This is a genomic window from Clostridium sardiniense (assembly GCF_016907995.1).
GTDB classification, from domain to species: domain Bacteria; phylum Bacillota; class Clostridia; order Clostridiales; family Clostridiaceae; genus Clostridium; species Clostridium sardiniense.
In genome coordinates this window covers 97,961-115,072 of the sequence record NZ_JAFBDA010000003.1, presented here as the reverse complement: position 1 = coordinate 115,072, position 17,112 = coordinate 97,961, and the positions used below count along the sequence as shown (strand labels likewise).

At 28.3% G+C, this 17,112-nt stretch carries 14 protein-coding genes and 2 riboswitches; of the genes, 9 read left to right on the top strand and 5 right to left on the bottom strand.

The annotated features are described in order from the left end of the window. Positions 1-4 precede the first annotated feature (4 nt). The 6 genes from phnW to JOC62_RS04220 all read left to right on the top strand — a co-directional run bounded on the left by phnW (position 5) and on the right by JOC62_RS04220 (position 5,461). Positions 5-1,102 carry a 2-aminoethylphosphonate--pyruvate transaminase gene (gene phnW, locus JOC62_RS19105; RefSeq protein WP_243425010.1) on the top strand — a complete coding sequence of 366 codons (1,098 nt, stop codon included), beginning with the start codon at positions 5-7 and terminating at the stop codon, positions 1,100-1,102. Between the two features lie 176 nt (positions 1,103-1,278). Beyond that, positions 1,279-1,737 carry a DUF1097 domain-containing protein gene (locus JOC62_RS04240; protein ID WP_204593990.1) on the top strand — a complete coding sequence of 153 codons (459 nt, stop codon included), beginning with the start codon at positions 1,279-1,281 and terminating at the stop codon, positions 1,735-1,737. A 155-nt stretch (positions 1,738-1,892) separates the two neighbouring features. Continuing rightward, positions 1,893-2,097: riboswitch (cobalamin riboswitch) on the top strand. 139 nt (positions 2,098-2,236) lie between these two features. Then, a complete protein-coding gene (locus JOC62_RS04235) occupies positions 2,237-3,277 on the top strand; it encodes an ABC transporter substrate-binding protein (RefSeq protein ID WP_204593989.1) in 1,041 nt (346 codons plus the stop codon). A gap of 21 nt (positions 3,278-3,298) precedes the next feature. Further along, positions 3,299-4,354, top strand: a complete 1,056-nt coding sequence (locus tag JOC62_RS04230) for a FecCD family ABC transporter permease (protein WP_341534792.1) — start codon at positions 3,299-3,301, stop codon at positions 4,352-4,354. 5 nt (positions 4,355-4,359) lie between these two features. Next, on the top strand, positions 4,360-5,118 hold the full coding sequence (locus JOC62_RS04225; protein WP_204593987.1) for a heme ABC transporter ATP-binding protein: 759 nt from the start codon (positions 4,360-4,362) through the stop codon (positions 5,116-5,118). Positions 5,119-5,134: 16 nt separating this feature from the next. Next, positions 5,135-5,461: a CGGC domain-containing protein gene (locus JOC62_RS04220; protein ID WP_204593986.1), complete on the top strand. Its 327-nt coding sequence runs from the start codon at positions 5,135-5,137 to the stop codon at positions 5,459-5,461. Between the two features lie 78 nt (positions 5,462-5,539). Here the strand turns inward: JOC62_RS04220 and pgtP are convergent, their stop codons facing one another. The 5 genes from pgtP to JOC62_RS04195 all read right to left on the bottom strand — a co-directional run bounded on the left by pgtP (position 5,540) and on the right by JOC62_RS04195 (position 10,898). Then, positions 5,540-6,865, bottom strand: coding sequence for an MFS transporter (gene pgtP / locus JOC62_RS04215; protein WP_204593985.1), 1,326 nt, complete (start codon positions 6,863-6,865; stop codon positions 5,540-5,542). A gap of 153 nt (positions 6,866-7,018) precedes the next feature. Then, positions 7,019-8,050: an ABC transporter substrate-binding protein gene (locus tag JOC62_RS04210; RefSeq protein ID WP_204593984.1), complete on the bottom strand. Its 1,032-nt coding sequence runs from the start codon at positions 8,048-8,050 to the stop codon at positions 7,019-7,021. Then, complete coding sequence (locus JOC62_RS04205) at positions 8,031-8,819, bottom strand: DUF3919 family protein (RefSeq protein ID WP_204593983.1); 789 nt, start codon at positions 8,817-8,819, stop codon at positions 8,031-8,033. Before JOC62_RS04205 ends, JOC62_RS04210 begins: the two co-directional genes overlap by 20 nt. A gap of 26 nt (positions 8,820-8,845) precedes the next feature. Continuing rightward, entirely contained in the window at positions 8,846-10,237 is a 1,392-nt protein-coding gene (locus JOC62_RS04200; protein WP_204593982.1) for a sensor histidine kinase, read from the bottom strand. Continuing rightward, positions 10,212-10,898: a response regulator transcription factor gene (locus tag JOC62_RS04195; protein ID WP_204593981.1), complete on the bottom strand. Its 687-nt coding sequence runs from the start codon at positions 10,896-10,898 to the stop codon at positions 10,212-10,214. Before JOC62_RS04195 ends, JOC62_RS04200 begins: the two co-directional genes overlap by 26 nt. Positions 10,899-11,205: 307 nt before the next feature. Between JOC62_RS04195 and asnB the strand changes: the two genes are divergently transcribed. The 3 genes from asnB to JOC62_RS04180 all read left to right on the top strand — a co-directional run bounded on the left by asnB (position 11,206) and on the right by JOC62_RS04180 (position 17,061). Next, complete coding sequence (gene asnB / locus JOC62_RS04190; RefSeq protein WP_204593980.1) at positions 11,206-13,071, top strand: asparagine synthase (glutamine-hydrolyzing); 1,866 nt, start codon at positions 11,206-11,208, stop codon at positions 13,069-13,071. Positions 13,072-13,194: 123 nt separating this feature from the next. After that, a riboswitch (M-box (ykoK) riboswitch) is annotated at positions 13,195-13,354 on the top strand. Positions 13,355-13,688: 334 nt separating this feature from the next. Then, positions 13,689-16,400 (top strand): magnesium-translocating P-type ATPase, encoded by a 2,712-nt coding sequence (mgtA, locus tag JOC62_RS04185; RefSeq protein ID WP_204593979.1) that lies wholly within the window; start codon positions 13,689-13,691, stop codon positions 16,398-16,400. Between the two features lie 97 nt (positions 16,401-16,497). After that, positions 16,498-17,061: an undecaprenyl-diphosphatase gene (locus tag JOC62_RS04180; RefSeq protein WP_204593978.1), complete on the top strand. Its 564-nt coding sequence runs from the start codon at positions 16,498-16,500 to the stop codon at positions 17,059-17,061. Positions 17,062-17,112 lie beyond the last annotated feature (51 nt).

Sequence of the window (17,112 nt, the reverse complement as noted above, 5' to 3'; positions counted from 1 at the left end):
TTATATGGAAAATATATTTGAAAATAAATATGTATTATTAACTCCAGGACCGTTAACGACAAGTAGAGGAGTAAGAGAGGCACTATTAAAAGATATGTGTACTTGGGATGATGATTATAATAATTTAACTCAAAACATAAGAAATAGATTAGTAAATATAGTAACTGATAATAAAGAAAAATATACTAGTGTACTTTTACAGGGAAGTGGAAGTTATGTAGTTGAAGGAGTTATATCCTCAGCAATTGGAGAGAATGATAAACTACTTATATTATCAAATGGAGCTTATGGTGATAGGATGATAGATATAGCTAAAGCACATAGAATCAATATGGATATTTTAAGATTTAAAGAAACAGAGCCTATAAATTTAGAAATTATAGAAGATAAGATTTTAAGTGATAAAAATATAACTCATATTGCAGTAGTGCACCTAGAGACAACTACTGGAATATTAAACAATTTAGATGGGATATGTAATTTATCTAAAAAGTATAATAAAACAATAATAGTTGATGCAATGAGCAGTATGGGCGGAATTCCAATTAATATAGAAAAATTAAATATAGATTTTTTGATTAGTTCTTCAAATAAATGTATACAGGGTATTCCAGGTTTCGGATTTGTAATATGTGATAGAGAAGCTTTGAAGAAGTGTAAAGGACAAGCTAGGACATTGTCTTTAGATATATATGATCAATGGCAAGCTATGGAAAAGGATAATGGTAAGTGGAGGTTTACTTCACCAACCCATGTTGTGAGAGCTTTTTCTAAGGCATTGGATGAATTAGAGGAAGAAGGAGTATGCAATAGAAATAAGAGATATACTCAGAATCAGAAAATATTAGTTAATGGATTAAAAGAAATAGGGATAGAAGCATTAATTGATGAAGAAAATCAATCACCTATAATTACTACGTTTATTCCACCATTAAATGAGGATTTTTCTTTTAAAAAGTTTTATTCGAAATTAAAAGAAAATGGATTTGTAATATATCCAGGTAAACTTACTGAGTTAGAAACTTTTAGGATTGGCAATATAGGAGAGGTTTATAGAGAAGATATAGAAAGGCTTTTAAAAGCTATAGAAAAAGCAATTTAACTTGCAATAAAAAAGATTAAGTAAAAACTTAGTCTTTTTTTATTGTTAGTAATTAAATCTATTATTCTAAAATTTTAATTAAATTATAAAAATATGATATAATTTTGAATGTATATTTGATTATAATAAATATTATTTATTTGAACTTATAATTTTATAAACTTAGGAGGAATATCATGGATGTAATGACGGCAGTAGCCATAAGTGTAGGTGTATTGTCTGGTGTTTGGGCTTTTTTTAGTGATGCTTTGGGGCTTATAACATGGGTTGGATTTATAGGATTTACAAGTTATTTTGCATCAGGTGGCAAATTTGTAGGACTTAAAAAATCTATTTTTGCAAATATTTCAGGTGTAGTTTGGGCAATGTGTATAATACTTGGATCAAGTTATCTTGAAGGCTCAATTTGGTCATATATACTTACAGGATTTTTTTCGTTTGTAATGTGTATTCAAGCAAAGACAAGACCTTTAGAATTTATACCAGGAGCATTTTTAGGTGCTTGTAGTACTTTTGGAACTGGAGGTAATTGGAGTGCAGTTATAATCTCATTAATTCTTGGAAGTGTTTTTGGACGTATATCAGATATTTTAGGATTACTTTTTTATGGGAAATTTGGGAAAAAAGATAAATAATTATAGGAATATTTTTATCTATATAAAATACAGCAAATATAGATACAGTAAATATAGCAAATATGTACATTGACATTAAGATTTAATATATGTTAACATAAATCAAAAGATTGACAAATTAATATAAAATTAGAGTAGTTTCTACATAGAATATTCTAAAATTATAAAAGATAGGTTCAAGTATATAGTTATAAAATATATACATTGATTAAAAGGGAAGTAATGGGTGAAACTCCCACACGGTCCCGCCGCTGTAATAGAGTAGTTTTCTAAAATTTATGCCACTATGTAATTATGGGAAGGCTTTTTAGAAAATGATGATACTTAAGTCAGAAGACCTGCCTACTTTTGAAGTATCTCTACGGAGTATAGAGAGAGGTCATTTTTTATACTAAGTATTTTTTTATTTGTATACTATGACTCTTTAACTATTAGTAGTTAAAGAGTTTTTTTAATTAAAATAAATATAAAAACTTAAGGTATGGAAGGAAGAGATTAAATGAAAAATAAGGGATTAAAAAAACTAATAGTAATACTTATGGCTTTAACTTTAACAATGTCATTAGTGGCTTGTGGAGGCAGCAATAAGAAGGAGGAAGCAAAGGGGAATAGTAGCACCTCAGAAAGTAAAAGTAATGGAGATTCACATTATCCAGTTACAATAACAACTTACGACTTTGCAGGAAATGAAATAAAAGAAACTTTTGATAAAGCACCTGATAGAGTAATAACTACAAATCAAACAGCTACTGAACTTATGCTTGATTTAGGATTAGGTGATAAATTAGTTGGAACTTGTTATCTTGATAATCCAATATTAGGTAGATTAAAAGATCAGTATAGTAAAGTAAAGGTTTTATCAGACAAATACCCTACAAAAGAACAAGTTTTAGCACTTAAACCAGATTTAATATTTGGATGGAAGAGTGTCTTTGCACCTAAAGAACTAGGAGATGTTAAGGAATGGCAAGATAGAGGAGTTAATACGCTTGTTCAAAGAAATACAGTAAAAACTGTTGGAAACTTTACTGTAGATAATCTATATAAAGATATAAATGATATAGGATTAATATTTAATATTCAAGATAAGACAAATGAGTATGTAAAGAATTTAAAAGATAGATTAAAAACTATAGAAGATAAAACATCTAAAGTAAAGGATAAAAAGAAAGTTTTAATATTAGAAGAGAGTAAAGAAGGACAATTTAGAGTATATGGAAAAAATGATTTAGTTAGCGATATGGTAGAAAAAGCTGGAGCAGTTAATATTGAAGATAAGTCAGGAACTATTAGTACAGAAGGAATAGTAGCAGCAAATCCAGATGCTATTATATACATCCATTCTGGAGATGGAAAAGAAAGCAATAGTAAAGAGCTTGCAAAAGTATTTACTGATAATAAAGCGCTTAAAAATGTAACTGCAGTTAAAGATAATAACATAGTTGTAACAGGTCTTGCAGAAACATGGGCAGGTGGAGTAAGAGTAGTTGATGCTATAGAGCAATACTCTAAAGAATTATATCCTGAGCTTTACAAATAGATGAGTGAGAGATGGTTTAAAGTGAATTTGTTTAAAAAGAATTTTGTAATATTAATAGGCTTAGTTTTTTTGCTTTTAGTAACTATAATATTATCAGTCTCTATTGGATCGGTTAAAGTACCTGCTGGAGATGTTTATACAATAATTACGCATAAAATTTTAGGAATTCAAGGTTTAGAAAGTAGTGTAGATTCATCTTTGATTGATATTGTATGGCAGATAAGATTACCAAGAGTATTACTTGGTGTAATTGTTGGTATGGGCCTTGCGTTATGTGGAGTTGTTATGCAAGGAACTGTTCAAAATCCATTAGCAGATCCATATATACTTGGAATATCATCAGGGGGAACGCTTGGGGCTACATTTGCTATGCTTATGGCTTCAAGCGTGACAACTATATCAAGCAACTATTTTTCAGTAGCATTTTCTGCATTTTTGGGAGCTTTGATTGCATCAATTATGGTATTTAGGCTTTCAAGTATAGGGGGAAGGATTACCCCAGTTAAGCTGATTTTATCTGGAATAGTAGTTAATCTTATATGTACAGCATTTTCTAGTCTAATGATATATATGACTAATGACAATGGAGCGGTACGTATAGCTACAGAATGGACTATGGGAAGTCTAACAGGTGCTAAGTGGGAAAATCTTTTAATACCTTTCTTAGTAGTAGCTCTTGGTACATTATTTTTTATAACTCAATTTAGAGTAATGAATACAATGCTTTTAGGAGATGAAGCTTCTATAACACTTGGAATAGATCTTCATAAGTATAGAAAGATTTATCTTGTTGTAGTGTCTATTATTACAGGCGTCTTAGTTGCTAGTTGTGGTATTATTGGATTTATTGGACTTGTAATACCGCATATTACAAGAAGCTTAGTTGGTACTAATCATAAAATAAATTTACCTATAGCTATGCTAATTGGGGCAATATTTTTAGTATGGGCTGATGTTTTAGCTAGAATTATATTAAAGAATATGGAGATGCCTATAGGGATAATAACAGCTATAATAGGTGCACCATTCTTTATGTATATAATGATAAAACGTACTTATACTTTTGGAGAGAGGTAGCCTTTATGAAGTTAAATACAGAAAATTTAAATGTAGAATTAGGTGGAAGGGATATAGTTAAAGATGTATCCATTAATATAGAAAAAGGAGACTTTGTTGGGGTTATAGGGCCTAATGGGAGTGGTAAGTCAACTTTATTAAAGACTATTTATAGAATATATAAACCGAAATCAGGAGCTATGTATCTTAATGGTAAAGACTTATCAAAAATATCTCCTAAAAATGTAGCAAAAGAACTTGGAGTGTTAGGGCAATTTAATAATATATCCTTTGATATAAAGGTTAAGGATATAGTGCTTATGGGAAGAACACCTCATAAGAATTTTTTAGAGGGAGATTCATCTGAGGACTATAAAATTGTTAAAGATTCATTAGAAAAGGTAAATATGTTAGAATATTATGAAAGAAGTTTTTCTAATCTATCAGGAGGAGAGAAGCAAAGGGTTCTTTTAGCACGTGTACTTGCTCAAAAGGTGGACTTACTTATATTAGATGAACCTACTAACCATTTAGATATAAAGCATCAACTTCAGATATTGAATGTTGTAAAGTCATTAGGAATTACAGTTATTGTAGCACTTCATGATTTGAATTTAGCTACAGCTTATTGTGATAAATTATATGTTATGCATGATGGCAAAGTCGTTAGTAATGGAGAGCCTAGTAAGGTTTTAACACCGGAACTGATAAAAGAAGTATATGAAGTAGATGCAGTAATACATAAAGATAGTAACCCAATGTATATAACTTTCAAAATAAACTAAGTAAAGGGATGATAATATGGCTATAGCAATAATGGCCTGCAGAAAGCTTATGAGCAAATGTTCTGGAACTGGGTGTTTTAAGGCATACAATAATTCTAGAGATGCATTTGAAGTATATGGAGATAATAAAGAAGATTTAAGTAGCTTTTTTTATTGTTCAGGATGCTGTGATACTATGACAAGAGATGAAAATTGGAAACATAAAATAGCTCAGCTTAGAAAGAATAATGTGAAAACTATTCATATATCAAAATGTATAAGTGTTGAGTGTAATGATTATGATAGACATGAAAAGATATTAAAAAAAGAAGGCTTTAATGTTATTCACGGAAGCCATAAATAAAAATAAAAGTGCTAATGACACCATTAGCACTTTTATTTTATATAATACGTGGAAAGTTATATATATTTAAAACTAAATTTAGTTTTCTTCATTAGCTGTTTTCTTTATCTTTAAAGTTAAAGATAATAATATTAATGCAATGAAAGCACCAATTATTATAAATATAAATGCGCCATTCCATCCGAATGTATCTGCTATAAATCCAATAACTAAGTCAGCCATAAGTTCACCTAGAAGGTATGCACAAAGACCTGATAATCCAACAGCAGCACCGACAGCAAAGCTTGGTACTATATCTATTAAGCTCATACCAATTAGTAATTGAGGTCCATATATAAAGCAACCTATTATAGCAACAGATATCATTGTTACCATGTAACTTGAAGTTGTCCAATATGCTACTACAGCAAATATAACACCTATCATACATAATATACTTAAAGGAGCACGCTTACCTTTAAATAATACGTCTGAAAGCCATCCAAGTAGTATTGATGCTGGAATAGCGGCATATTCAAATAAGAACATTGCCCAGTTAGAATCGGCAACAGAGAAGTTTTTTGCTTCTTGAAGATATATTGGAATCCAGTTAACTACACCTTGTCTAATTAAATAAACAAATATATTAGCTAGGCATAAATACCAAACATACTTATTTGTTAATACATATTTAATTACTATTTCTTTCGTAGTTAAATTAATAGGTTCTTTTACTTCAATTTCAGGATAATCATTTCTATATTCCTCAATAGGAGGTAAGCCTACTGATTCAGGAGTATCAGCTCCAACAAAGAATACGAATATAGCAATAATAATACAAATTGCAGCAGGAACAAAGAATATACTTTGGAAATTATTAGCTCCAAATATAAATAATGATAAAGTAGCTAAAGGAGCTATAAGTCCACCACCTACATTATGTGATGTATTCCATATTCCCATTTTAAGTCCTCTTTCATTTTGAGAGAACCATTTACCTATTATTATTGAACATGGGGGAGCACCCATAGCTTGGAATAATCCATTAATAATCATAAGGATTAAGAATAACCAAACTGCGCTTGTGAATCCCATGAATATACTAACTATTGATGATGCTAAAAGACCAAAACCAAGAAAATATTTAACATTTGATCTATCTGCTAAGCTACCTAAAACAAATTTACCAAGACCATAAGCAACCGCAAGTCCAGTACTTATTAATCCTATATCTGTTTTGGAAAAATCGTAATTATTAATTAAAAATGGTGATGCTATTGCAAAGTTTTTTCTTACTAGATAATAACCTGCATATCCAACAAACATCATAAGGAACATACGAATACGGTAAGCTTTGTAAGCTGAAGGTATTCTTTCTTTTGGCAACCTAGGTATAGCAGGTGCCGGTTTAAAAAAATTAAACATTTATAAGTCCTCCTTAGAAAAACATCAATGTAAATTGATTACGTTTTCTGTATTTGATTACATTACTATAATAAAATAAGAAATAAACAATAAAATCTCTTAAATGTTTCATAAATGTAACATTTAAGAGATTTTTGAAAATAATATGTATTTTTATTTATCCAGACTATTATTAAAAGTATTTATTATGGTATCCTTTTCCATAGCAGCCTTTTTAAAATCATAATTTTGATATATGTTTGAAGTAATATCGTTATACTTTTTAGTAGATACTGCATTAGAGTAGAGGGAAAGGTTACTTGAAACATCATCTGAAAGTATAAAATCTATGAAATCTTCAGCTACTTCTTTATTATTATAATTATTAAGTTCAGCTACTGCGTCTACATTCCAACCAGTATTTTTAGGTGTAATGCTTATAAGATTAGGGTCTGATTTTTTAACAATAAGTTGGTCACCTAAAAAATCTACAGTAACTGCATATTCACCAGATGATACTCTTTGAATAGAATTAAACCCACTAACGGTATATGATGAAACATTATTTGTAAGTTTCTCTAAGAAATTTTTATAATTATCTATACCTAGTTGTTGATATAAAGATGCAAGAAGTGTATAGCCTGTACCAGAAGTCTCCGGATTAGGTAGTATTATTTTACCTTTATATTCATCTTGAAGTAAATCTTCAAACTTAGTTGGAAGGAGTATACCTTTAGATGCAAAATCTCTATCCCAAACGGCTTTATTTATTCCTATAGCTAATGTGTCAACTTGAAATCCAGTCCAATAACCGTCAGGATCTTTGTATTTTGATAATATTCCTCTTGCGTTTGGAGATTTATATTTAGCTAATGCACCCTTTGACTTTAATAGTTCATAAGCATCACAGGTACCACCTATAAATATATCACCATTAGGTTTATTTTTCTCAGATAATATCCTTTTTACAGCTTCTTCTGTAGGAAGCTTTATATATTCATATGTACATCCTGTCTCTTTTTTAAACTTTTCTAGAAGCGATTTTGCTTCTTCTTCACGGAGTGCAATATAAACAGTTAAGTGTTTACCTTTAAGGTTAGGATATGATTTTGCATTCTTTTTTGGGGAAAAATATAAAAATGATAATATAAAAATAAGTAACGAAATAACAATTAAAAAGATCTTTTTATTTAAAATATTTTTCATCTAAATCCCCTTTTACATAAATATTTTTACCATTTTCATCACCTAAATATTGAATAACTAAATAATGATTATATACAGTAATATAGATTGTATTATTAGCACTAGAATTATTACTACCGTTTATAAATATCTTAAATACTTCTTTTGGAGATTCTTTTAGATTTATATTTAAAAAATCTTTATTATCCTCCATAATCTTAAATTTTTTTAGTTCAGATATAAGCTTTTTACTTTCACTTTTAGTTAGTTCGTGTGATGTATTTGAGTTTTCATAAACAATTTTTGAATCATTATGATCAATTATAGATATAATGTTTGGGTAGGTGTAAAAACAGCTGAATAATGTATTTCTTAAAGTATTAATATAATATGAGCTAAATGTATAAGTCTTATTTTCAAATGTTAAAGAGTTATCTACAGTAAAGTCTTCTGTAGATCCATTTGAATAAAAGATAGTACCAGATAATGTATCAACATTATCATTTATTAATTTATTTTTTTGTTTAGAATCAGAATTAGTTATAGCAGAAAAATATTGCAAAATATCACTCATAATTAAATTATTATCAAGAGTAACCTTGCCTAAATATTCATTTTTAATAATGATCTTAGTTGGCACTTTAATAGAGAAAGACTTTTTGCTTGATTTAAAATCATCAATGACTTTTAAGTTATTATATACAATTTTAGTAGAGTAGAAATAGAAAATCAAAATTATGACTACAAATAAAAGATATAGAGTAATTATATTTTTAAAATTTTTCTTCATATAAAGTCCTTTCATAATGATATAGATCAATCAAATTTCTTTTGCTTATATAATGTTATTGTTGCAATAGTGCCTTCATCTAATGTGCTTTTAATATTAAATGATCCATTTTGAGTGGATAATATATTCTTACAAATATTAAGTCCAAAGCCATTGCCTTTTGTGCTTTTAATATTTGATACATCAAATCCGATACCATCATCTGAAATAAATATTTCTATCCTATCATCATATACTTTTGATGTGATTTCTATGTTTTCACAACCACTATATTTAATAGCATTATCGATTATGTTTATAAAAACTTGCTTTGTTTTATCATAATCTCCATATACAAATATGTTTTCATAGTTTTTAATTATGCTTATATGATAATTATTAAGTTTAATGTGAAGGATATTTAAGCACTCATCAATCAAGTCTTTAAGATTTATATAAGTAGCTTCTATAGCAAAGTTTTCTTTATTTGCTTTAGATAATATTAATATTTCTTCAACTAAAGTTAAAAGTCTACGCCCCTCTTTTTCTATTAGTGCAGAGCTTTCTAAAACCTTATTATTATCATCTAATTTAGGGATTATTTCAGAAAATCCGATAATTGCAGTTAAAGGTGTCTTAAGTTCATGTGATATATTATCAAAGAACTTTTTCTGTTTGGTTTTTGCGGCCTCAAGTTCCTTTATATATTTTTCTATTTCTTCACTCATAACATTAAATGTATTCGCTAAGTCTTCAATTTCATCACCACTAGTTATGTGAACCTTTTCTCCAAAGTTTCCTTTAGCGATTTTTTTTGATTGTTCCTTTAATGTTATGAGTGGATTAACTAATTCTTTAGAAAACGAGTATATTAATATGATACCGATACCAAGTGAAGCTATACTTACCAGCAACATTATTATAAGTGTATTATTTAATATAGTTACAGAAGATGAGTTTTGAAGTATTAACCTTAAAACCCCACAATAAGTATTTTTATAAAATATAGGAGTAGATAAAAATATATATGGAACGCCATCAATTTTTTTTATAATATAAGATTGAGAACCATCAAGTGCTTTATCAATATCCTTATTATAGAGACTTATTTGGTTTTTATCAGAGTCATAGGTTATTTGACCAGAATTACTTATTGTTTGAACTCTTATATTAAATTTACTACTTAAGTTAGTGGCTATAAATGGAGAAATAGATTTAAAAGCTTCCTCCTTGTTAGGATTATTATTAGATTCTAATAAATTTTCAACATATCCACACATAGTAGTATTTTCTTTTAATAGATATTCAAGAGAATTATCTAATAAGTTTTTAGATAAAGTATTAAATGTAATTATGTATATAAAAATAATAATAGGTGCTAATATTGCAATATTGGTTAGTATAATTTTCTGTTTAAGAGATAGATTCGTCTGAAACATCTAATTTATACCCTGCTTTATATAATGTTTTTATGTAATGCTGGCAATTACCCAATTTTTTTCTAAGTCTTTGAACTAATATATCTACTGCACGAGTTGTACCTTCAAAATCATATCCCCAAACTTTATTTAAAAGCTCTTCTCTACTAAAAACTCGCCCTTTATTTTCACAAAGATAGCTTAAAACCTCGAACTCTTTAAAGGTTAAATCTATATATTTAGAATCAATTAAGACTTTTCTTTCGTCAAGCAATATATGTATTTTACCAACAGATATTGAGTTTTTAATTTCTTTAGAATTTTTAGTTATTCTTTTTGAAATAACCTTAACTCGTAATAATAGTTCAGTACTATTAAATGGTTTTGTTATATAATCCTCAGCACCTAACTGCAATCCTAGTAATTTATCATTGATATCGTTTTTAGCTGTAAGCATAATAATAGGAATATCAGCTATTAATTTAATTTTATTTATAAGTTTAAATCCGCTGATATCAGGGAGCATTGCATCTAAGATTATGATATCAGGTCTTTCTTTTATAGTAAGATCTAATGCCTCGACACCACAAGTTGCAGTAGTAACAGTATATTTTTGAAGTTCTAAATTCATTTTTATAAGTTGTAATATGCTAATCTCATCATCAACCACTAAAATATTCAATTTTTTTCTCCTTTAATTTAAATAGATAATAAATTTACAGTATTAATTATACAAAAATCGAGCTATTTTTACAATTAACATAGAGGTTTCATATTTTAAAAGGATATCTAAATATAAGGAATATGCAATAAAAATGAGCAATTTGGGTAAAATAAAACAAAATTATTAATAAAATGTAACTAATTTGATATAATGTAACCTATATGTAATAAAAATTGTTTTTTATGTAAATTTAATCTAAAAAAATATACTTATAATAAAAATAGTATATTAAAAAACATATTGATAAAGGGGATATAATATAATAATGTGTGGATTTTTACAAGTTTTTAAAAAAGAACTAAGTATAGAAGATATTGAAATATGTAGAGAAAGTGCTGAGATCATAAGGCATAGGGGGCCAAATGATACAAAGGAAATTAGACACGGTAATGCGTTCTTTGTATTTAACAGACTCAGTATAATAGATTTAGAAAATGGAGTTCAACCTTTTAATTACAATGATAAATATACTATAGTTTTTAATGGAGAAATATATAATTATAAAGAGCTCAGGAATGAATTAATGCAGGTAGGATACAGCTTTAAGACAAATTCTGAAATAGAAGTTATTGCTACATTATATGATAAGTTAGGTAAGAAATTAGTAAATAAACTTAGAGGTATGTTTGCTATTGTTATATATGATAGAGAAAAGGAAAAGGTTATTGGAATTAGAGATAATTTTGGAATAAAGCCATTATATTATATGAAAAAAGATAATGGATTATATTTTTCTTCAGAGCTTAAAGCACTTAAAAATATTTTTGATAACTTAACATATAGAAGTGAGGTTTTAGGAGAGTATGCAACATTCCAATACATACCTTCAAATCAAAGTATATTTAAAGAAGTCAAAATACTTCCAGCAGGTCATTTGGTAGAAAAAAATCTATGCGGTGATGAAAGGGTGGAGAGATATTTTGATGTAACATTTAATGAAAAGCATCATAATAAAGAAGAACTAAAGAAGAATATAAAGTCAGTTATTAGAGAATCAGTTGCTAAGCATTTAGAAAGTGATGTGCCTGTTGCGACATTTTTATCAAGTGGAATAGATTCATCAATTGTTACTAAACTTGCAAGTGAGATAAATCCTAATATAGTATCATATACTATTGGATTTGATATTAATGGATATGATGAAACAGAACATGCAAAGAGATTTGCAGATGAAATAGGAATAAAAAATGTAGGAATAAAACTAAATTATAAGGATTATATAAGAGAGCTCCCGAAGATAGTTTATCATATGGATAGTCCAATAGGAGATCCATCAATAATTCCGCTATATCATATTTGTAAGGCTGTAAGTAAAGACTATAAAGTAATACTTTCAGGGGAAGGGGCAGATGAGTTCTTTGGTGGATATAATATATATACAGAAGATGAATCATTAAAGATGTTTAATTATATACCAAAAGGAATGAAGAACATATTGAAAATGGTTGCTTCTGCAGTGCCGGATAATACTAAAGGAAAGAGCTTTATAATTAGAGGATCAACACCGTTAGAAAAAAGATATGTTGGAAATGCAAATATATTTAATGTTAATGAAAAAAGTAAAGTAATTAGAAATTATAATAAATTAAAAAATGATTTAAAAATTACAGAGGATCTATTTAAGGATGTTAAATCATATGATAATGTAGTTAAAAGGCAGTATATTGATATAAATACATGGCTTGTTGGAGATATACTTACTAAAGCAGATAGAATGTCTATGGCAAACTCGTTAGAAGTAAGAGTTCCTTTTGTTGATAAAGAAGTATTTAGTTTAGCATCAACTCTTAAAAAAGAGAATAAGATACAAGGATTTACAACGAAATATGCATTGAGAGAAGCTTTTAAAGATGAGCTTCCAGAATATCTTTATACTAGAAGAAAGCTAGGATATCCTGTTCCTATGAGAGTGTGGCTTAAAGATGAGCTTTATGATTGGGCTTTTAATTTAATAGAGTCAAACCCAGTAAAAGACATTAATAAAGATGAAGTGTTAAATATGCTAAAGAAACATAAGGAAGGAAAAGGGGACTATAGTAGAAAAGTATGGAGTATGATAGTTTATATAATTTGGTATAAGTTATATATAGATAAAAGTCTAGATAAAGATGATGTTTTTGAAATTTCTTAAATATTTCTAAAATGATAAAAGTATTAAGAAAGTATTATGAAATGTTATAAATAATTATATTTCGTTGACATTATTTTATAAGATGAATATAATGAAATTATAAAAGGAAACTTTGAATTAATTTAATATTCTCGGTAGGTGAGGCTACCATAGGGATACGGGTTGCTGCCGCGAAATAGTGGAGACACTATTAGAGGGTTAGCAGTATACGTCGAAGTTAAGGCGTATTCTAATGCAATTTCATCGCCCTACGGAGTTGAAGCTTGAACGGGTGCCAATTATATATAATTTTGATTATATATCCTCGTTTAGCTTTGTACTAAATGAGGATTTTTTTTATTTTAAGAAATAAGTGAGGTGAAAACAATTGGAAACTGGAAGTAGTTGTATGGGAATAGACGGTCACCTGAGGTGTCTATATTTTATTAAGCGAAACTTAAAAATTTTATTATTTGAAAATTTGCAGCCAGTTTCTGGTTTGTTTGCTTTGCAATAAAATATAGATTCTAAAGATTAAGAGTGTGACCTGATTATAGTGAAATTATAAAAAGTAGCTATCAGGTCTTTTCTTATGCCCGAATTCTCATAATTTATTTAAAAATGAGGAGGGTTTAAAAATGAAATTTAAAATCACAAAAAACAATTTAAATACAACAAAATCAGCAAAAAACCTAAAAAGAGAAGAGATAAATAAAAAACTAATACAATTAGGGTTATTAAAAAAAGAAGATTTTTTTGAAAAACTAGATACTAAAATTCAAGGAATAACAAACGAAGAGGCAGAAAGAAGAATAGAAGATTACGGATATAACGAAATAAGCTATGGTAATGGAGTAACATGGTATAAAAGATTATTTGATGCTTTTATAAATCCATTTTCAGTTGTATTAATTTTACTTGCAATTGTATCATTCTTTACAGATTACGTTATACCAAAGCCAGGTGATAAAAGTTTAACTACAGTTATTATAATTACAATAATGGTTACTATTAGTGGAGTTCTTCGTATTGTTCAAGAAGGTAAATCCAATAAAGCTGGTGAAAAGCTTAAAGAAATGATAAAAACTACCGCAACTGTAGTTCGTGATGGAGAAAATTTAGAAGTGCCAATGAATGAAGTGGTACAAGGTGACATTATAAAACTTAATGCAGGAGATATGATTCCAGCTGACGTAAGAATTATTTTTGCTAAGGACTTATTTGTAAGTGAATCATCAATGACAGGGGAATCAGAAGCTGTTGAAAAGTATGGAGAATTATCAGAAGAAACTTTAAATAAAAATATAACAAGTCACTTTGAACTAGAAAACTTAGCATTCATGGGAACTAATGTTATAAGTGGAACAGCAACAGCTGTAGTTTTATCTACTGGAAATGATACAGTTTTAGGAAGTATGGCAGATACAATAACTGAAAAGAGAGAGATGACAAGCTTTGATAAAGGTGTTAACTCAGTAAGTTTTGTACTAATAAGATTTATGGCAATTATGGTTCCAGTAGTATTTGTGGTTAATGGATTTACAAAGGGAGACTGGCTTCAAGCATTTTTATTTGCATTATCAGTTGCAGTTGGACTAACTCCAGAAATGCTACCAATGATAGTTACAACTAACCTTGCAAAAGGTGCTGTTAAGATGGCTAAGTACAAAACTATAGTTAAGAATTTAAATTCAATACAAAATTTTGGAGCTATGGATATACTTTGTACAGATAAAACAGGAACACTTACTGAAGATAAGATAATACTTGAAAATCATCTTGATATTCATGGTAATGAGGATATTAGAGTACTGAAACATGGATATTTAAATAGTTATTTCCAAACAGGACTTAAAAATTTACTTGATGTTGCAATACTTCAATATGGAGATAAAGAAGGATTTGAGGATTTAAGTAATAAATATGAAAAGGTAGATGAAATACCATTTGATTTTGCACGTCGTAGAATGTCAGTAGTTTTAAAGGATGAGATGGGTAAAACTCAATTAATAACAAAAGGTGCAATAGAAGAAATGCTTGAAATATCTTCTTATGCAGAATATAAAGGTGAAATAGTTACTTTAACTGAAGAATTAAGATCAGAGATATTAGAAACAGTTAGTGATCTTAATGCAAATGGAATGAGAGTAATCGGTGTATCTCAAAAGAATAATCCATCACCAGAAGGAAGCTTCTCTGTGGCTGATGAAAGTAATATGGTTCTTATGGGATATATAAGTTTCTTAGACCCACCAAAGGAATCATCAAAAGAAGCTATAGAATTCTTACATGATTACGGTGTTGAAGTTAAAGTTTTAACTGGAGATAATGAAAAAGTAACTAAATATGTATGTAAGCAAGTTGGAATTGATGTTAGAAGTATTCTTTTAGGATCAGAAGTTGAAGAAATGACAGATGATGAATTAAAGGAAGCTGTTACTTACACAAATGTTTTTGCAAAATTATCACCAAGTCAAAAAGCTAGAATAGTGTCTGTTCTAAAGAGTAATGGACATGTTGTTGGTTTTATGGGAGATGGGATAAATGATGCCCCTGCTATGAGGAAGTCAGATGTTGGGATATCTGTAGATACAGCTGTAGATATAGCAAAGGAATCAGCTGATATTATACTACTAGAAAAGAATTTAATGGTACTTGGCAAAGGTGTGGTTGAAGGTCGTAGAACATTTGCAAATATCATTAAATATATAAAGATGACTGCGAGTTCTAATTTTGGAAATATGTTTAGTGTATTAGTGGCAAGTGCATTTTTACCATTTTTACCTATGCTTCCTATACAAATCTTAATATTAAACCTTATTTATGATATTTCATGCATATCAATTCCATGGGATAATGTAGATAAAGAATATTTAAGGAAACCTCGTAAATGGGATGCATCATCAATTGGAAGCTTTATGGTATGGTTTGGACCAACAAGTTCAATATTTGATATTACCACTTATGCATTGTTATTCTTTGTAATATGTCCAAGCATTGCTGGAGGTTCATATGGAGCACCAGGTGTTAATAATGTATTGTTTGTAGCTGCATTTAATGCAGGATGGTTTATAGAATCATTAATGACTCAAACATTAGTAATACACATGATAAGATCACCAAAAATTCCTTTCATACAAAGTAGAGCTTCTAAGTCAGTATGCTTATTTACAATTATAGCAATAGTTGTTGGCACAGTTATTCCATATACACCATTAGGTGAATTAGTTCAAATGGCTGAGATGCCACCTGTTTATTTCTTATATTTAGCAATTACAATACTTGCTTATATGGTATTAGTTACTTGTGTTAAGAAATTATATATAAGAAAGTATGGAAAGTTACTTTAAATATTAATAATATTTAAAAGGAGAGCTAAAGAAGATACTGATAGTATTCAAAAGGAAAACTAAAGAAGAGTAATAATATTCAAGAGAGGAACTAAAGATGGGATTAAATTTAGAAGTTTTTAGATCAATAAACAATTTAGCTGATAAAAATTTATATTTAGATAGCATAATGATATTTTGTTCGAAATATTTACCATATTTTTTTGTACTAGCTATTATTTTGCTATATTTATTTGGTATTAGCAGAAGAGATATAGAATGTAGAAAGGTGGCAGTTAGCACTATAGTATTTACAATAATAAATTTATTTGTAAGTTTTATAATAGGTAGTGTGTATTATGTAAACAGACCTTTTGCAGATCATAATGTAAATCTACTTGTACAACATTCTAAAAATGCATCATTTCCAAGTGATCATGTTATAGGAACATTTAGTATAGCATTAGGACTTGGAAAGTATAGTAAAGTACTTAGAAATATATTGACTATATTATCAATTCTAGTTGGTATTTCAAGAATATACGTTGGAAATCATTATCCATTAGATGTTATTGGTGGTTTTGTTGTTGTAATAATAATGAATTACGTATATAAAAGATTATTTAAAAATACTGTTGAAAGTATTTATGTAAATATAGATAAAGCTATATTTAAAAATTAAATAAAATATTGATAATATTAAAATGATTATTGGAAGAAAGCTTACTAGTTT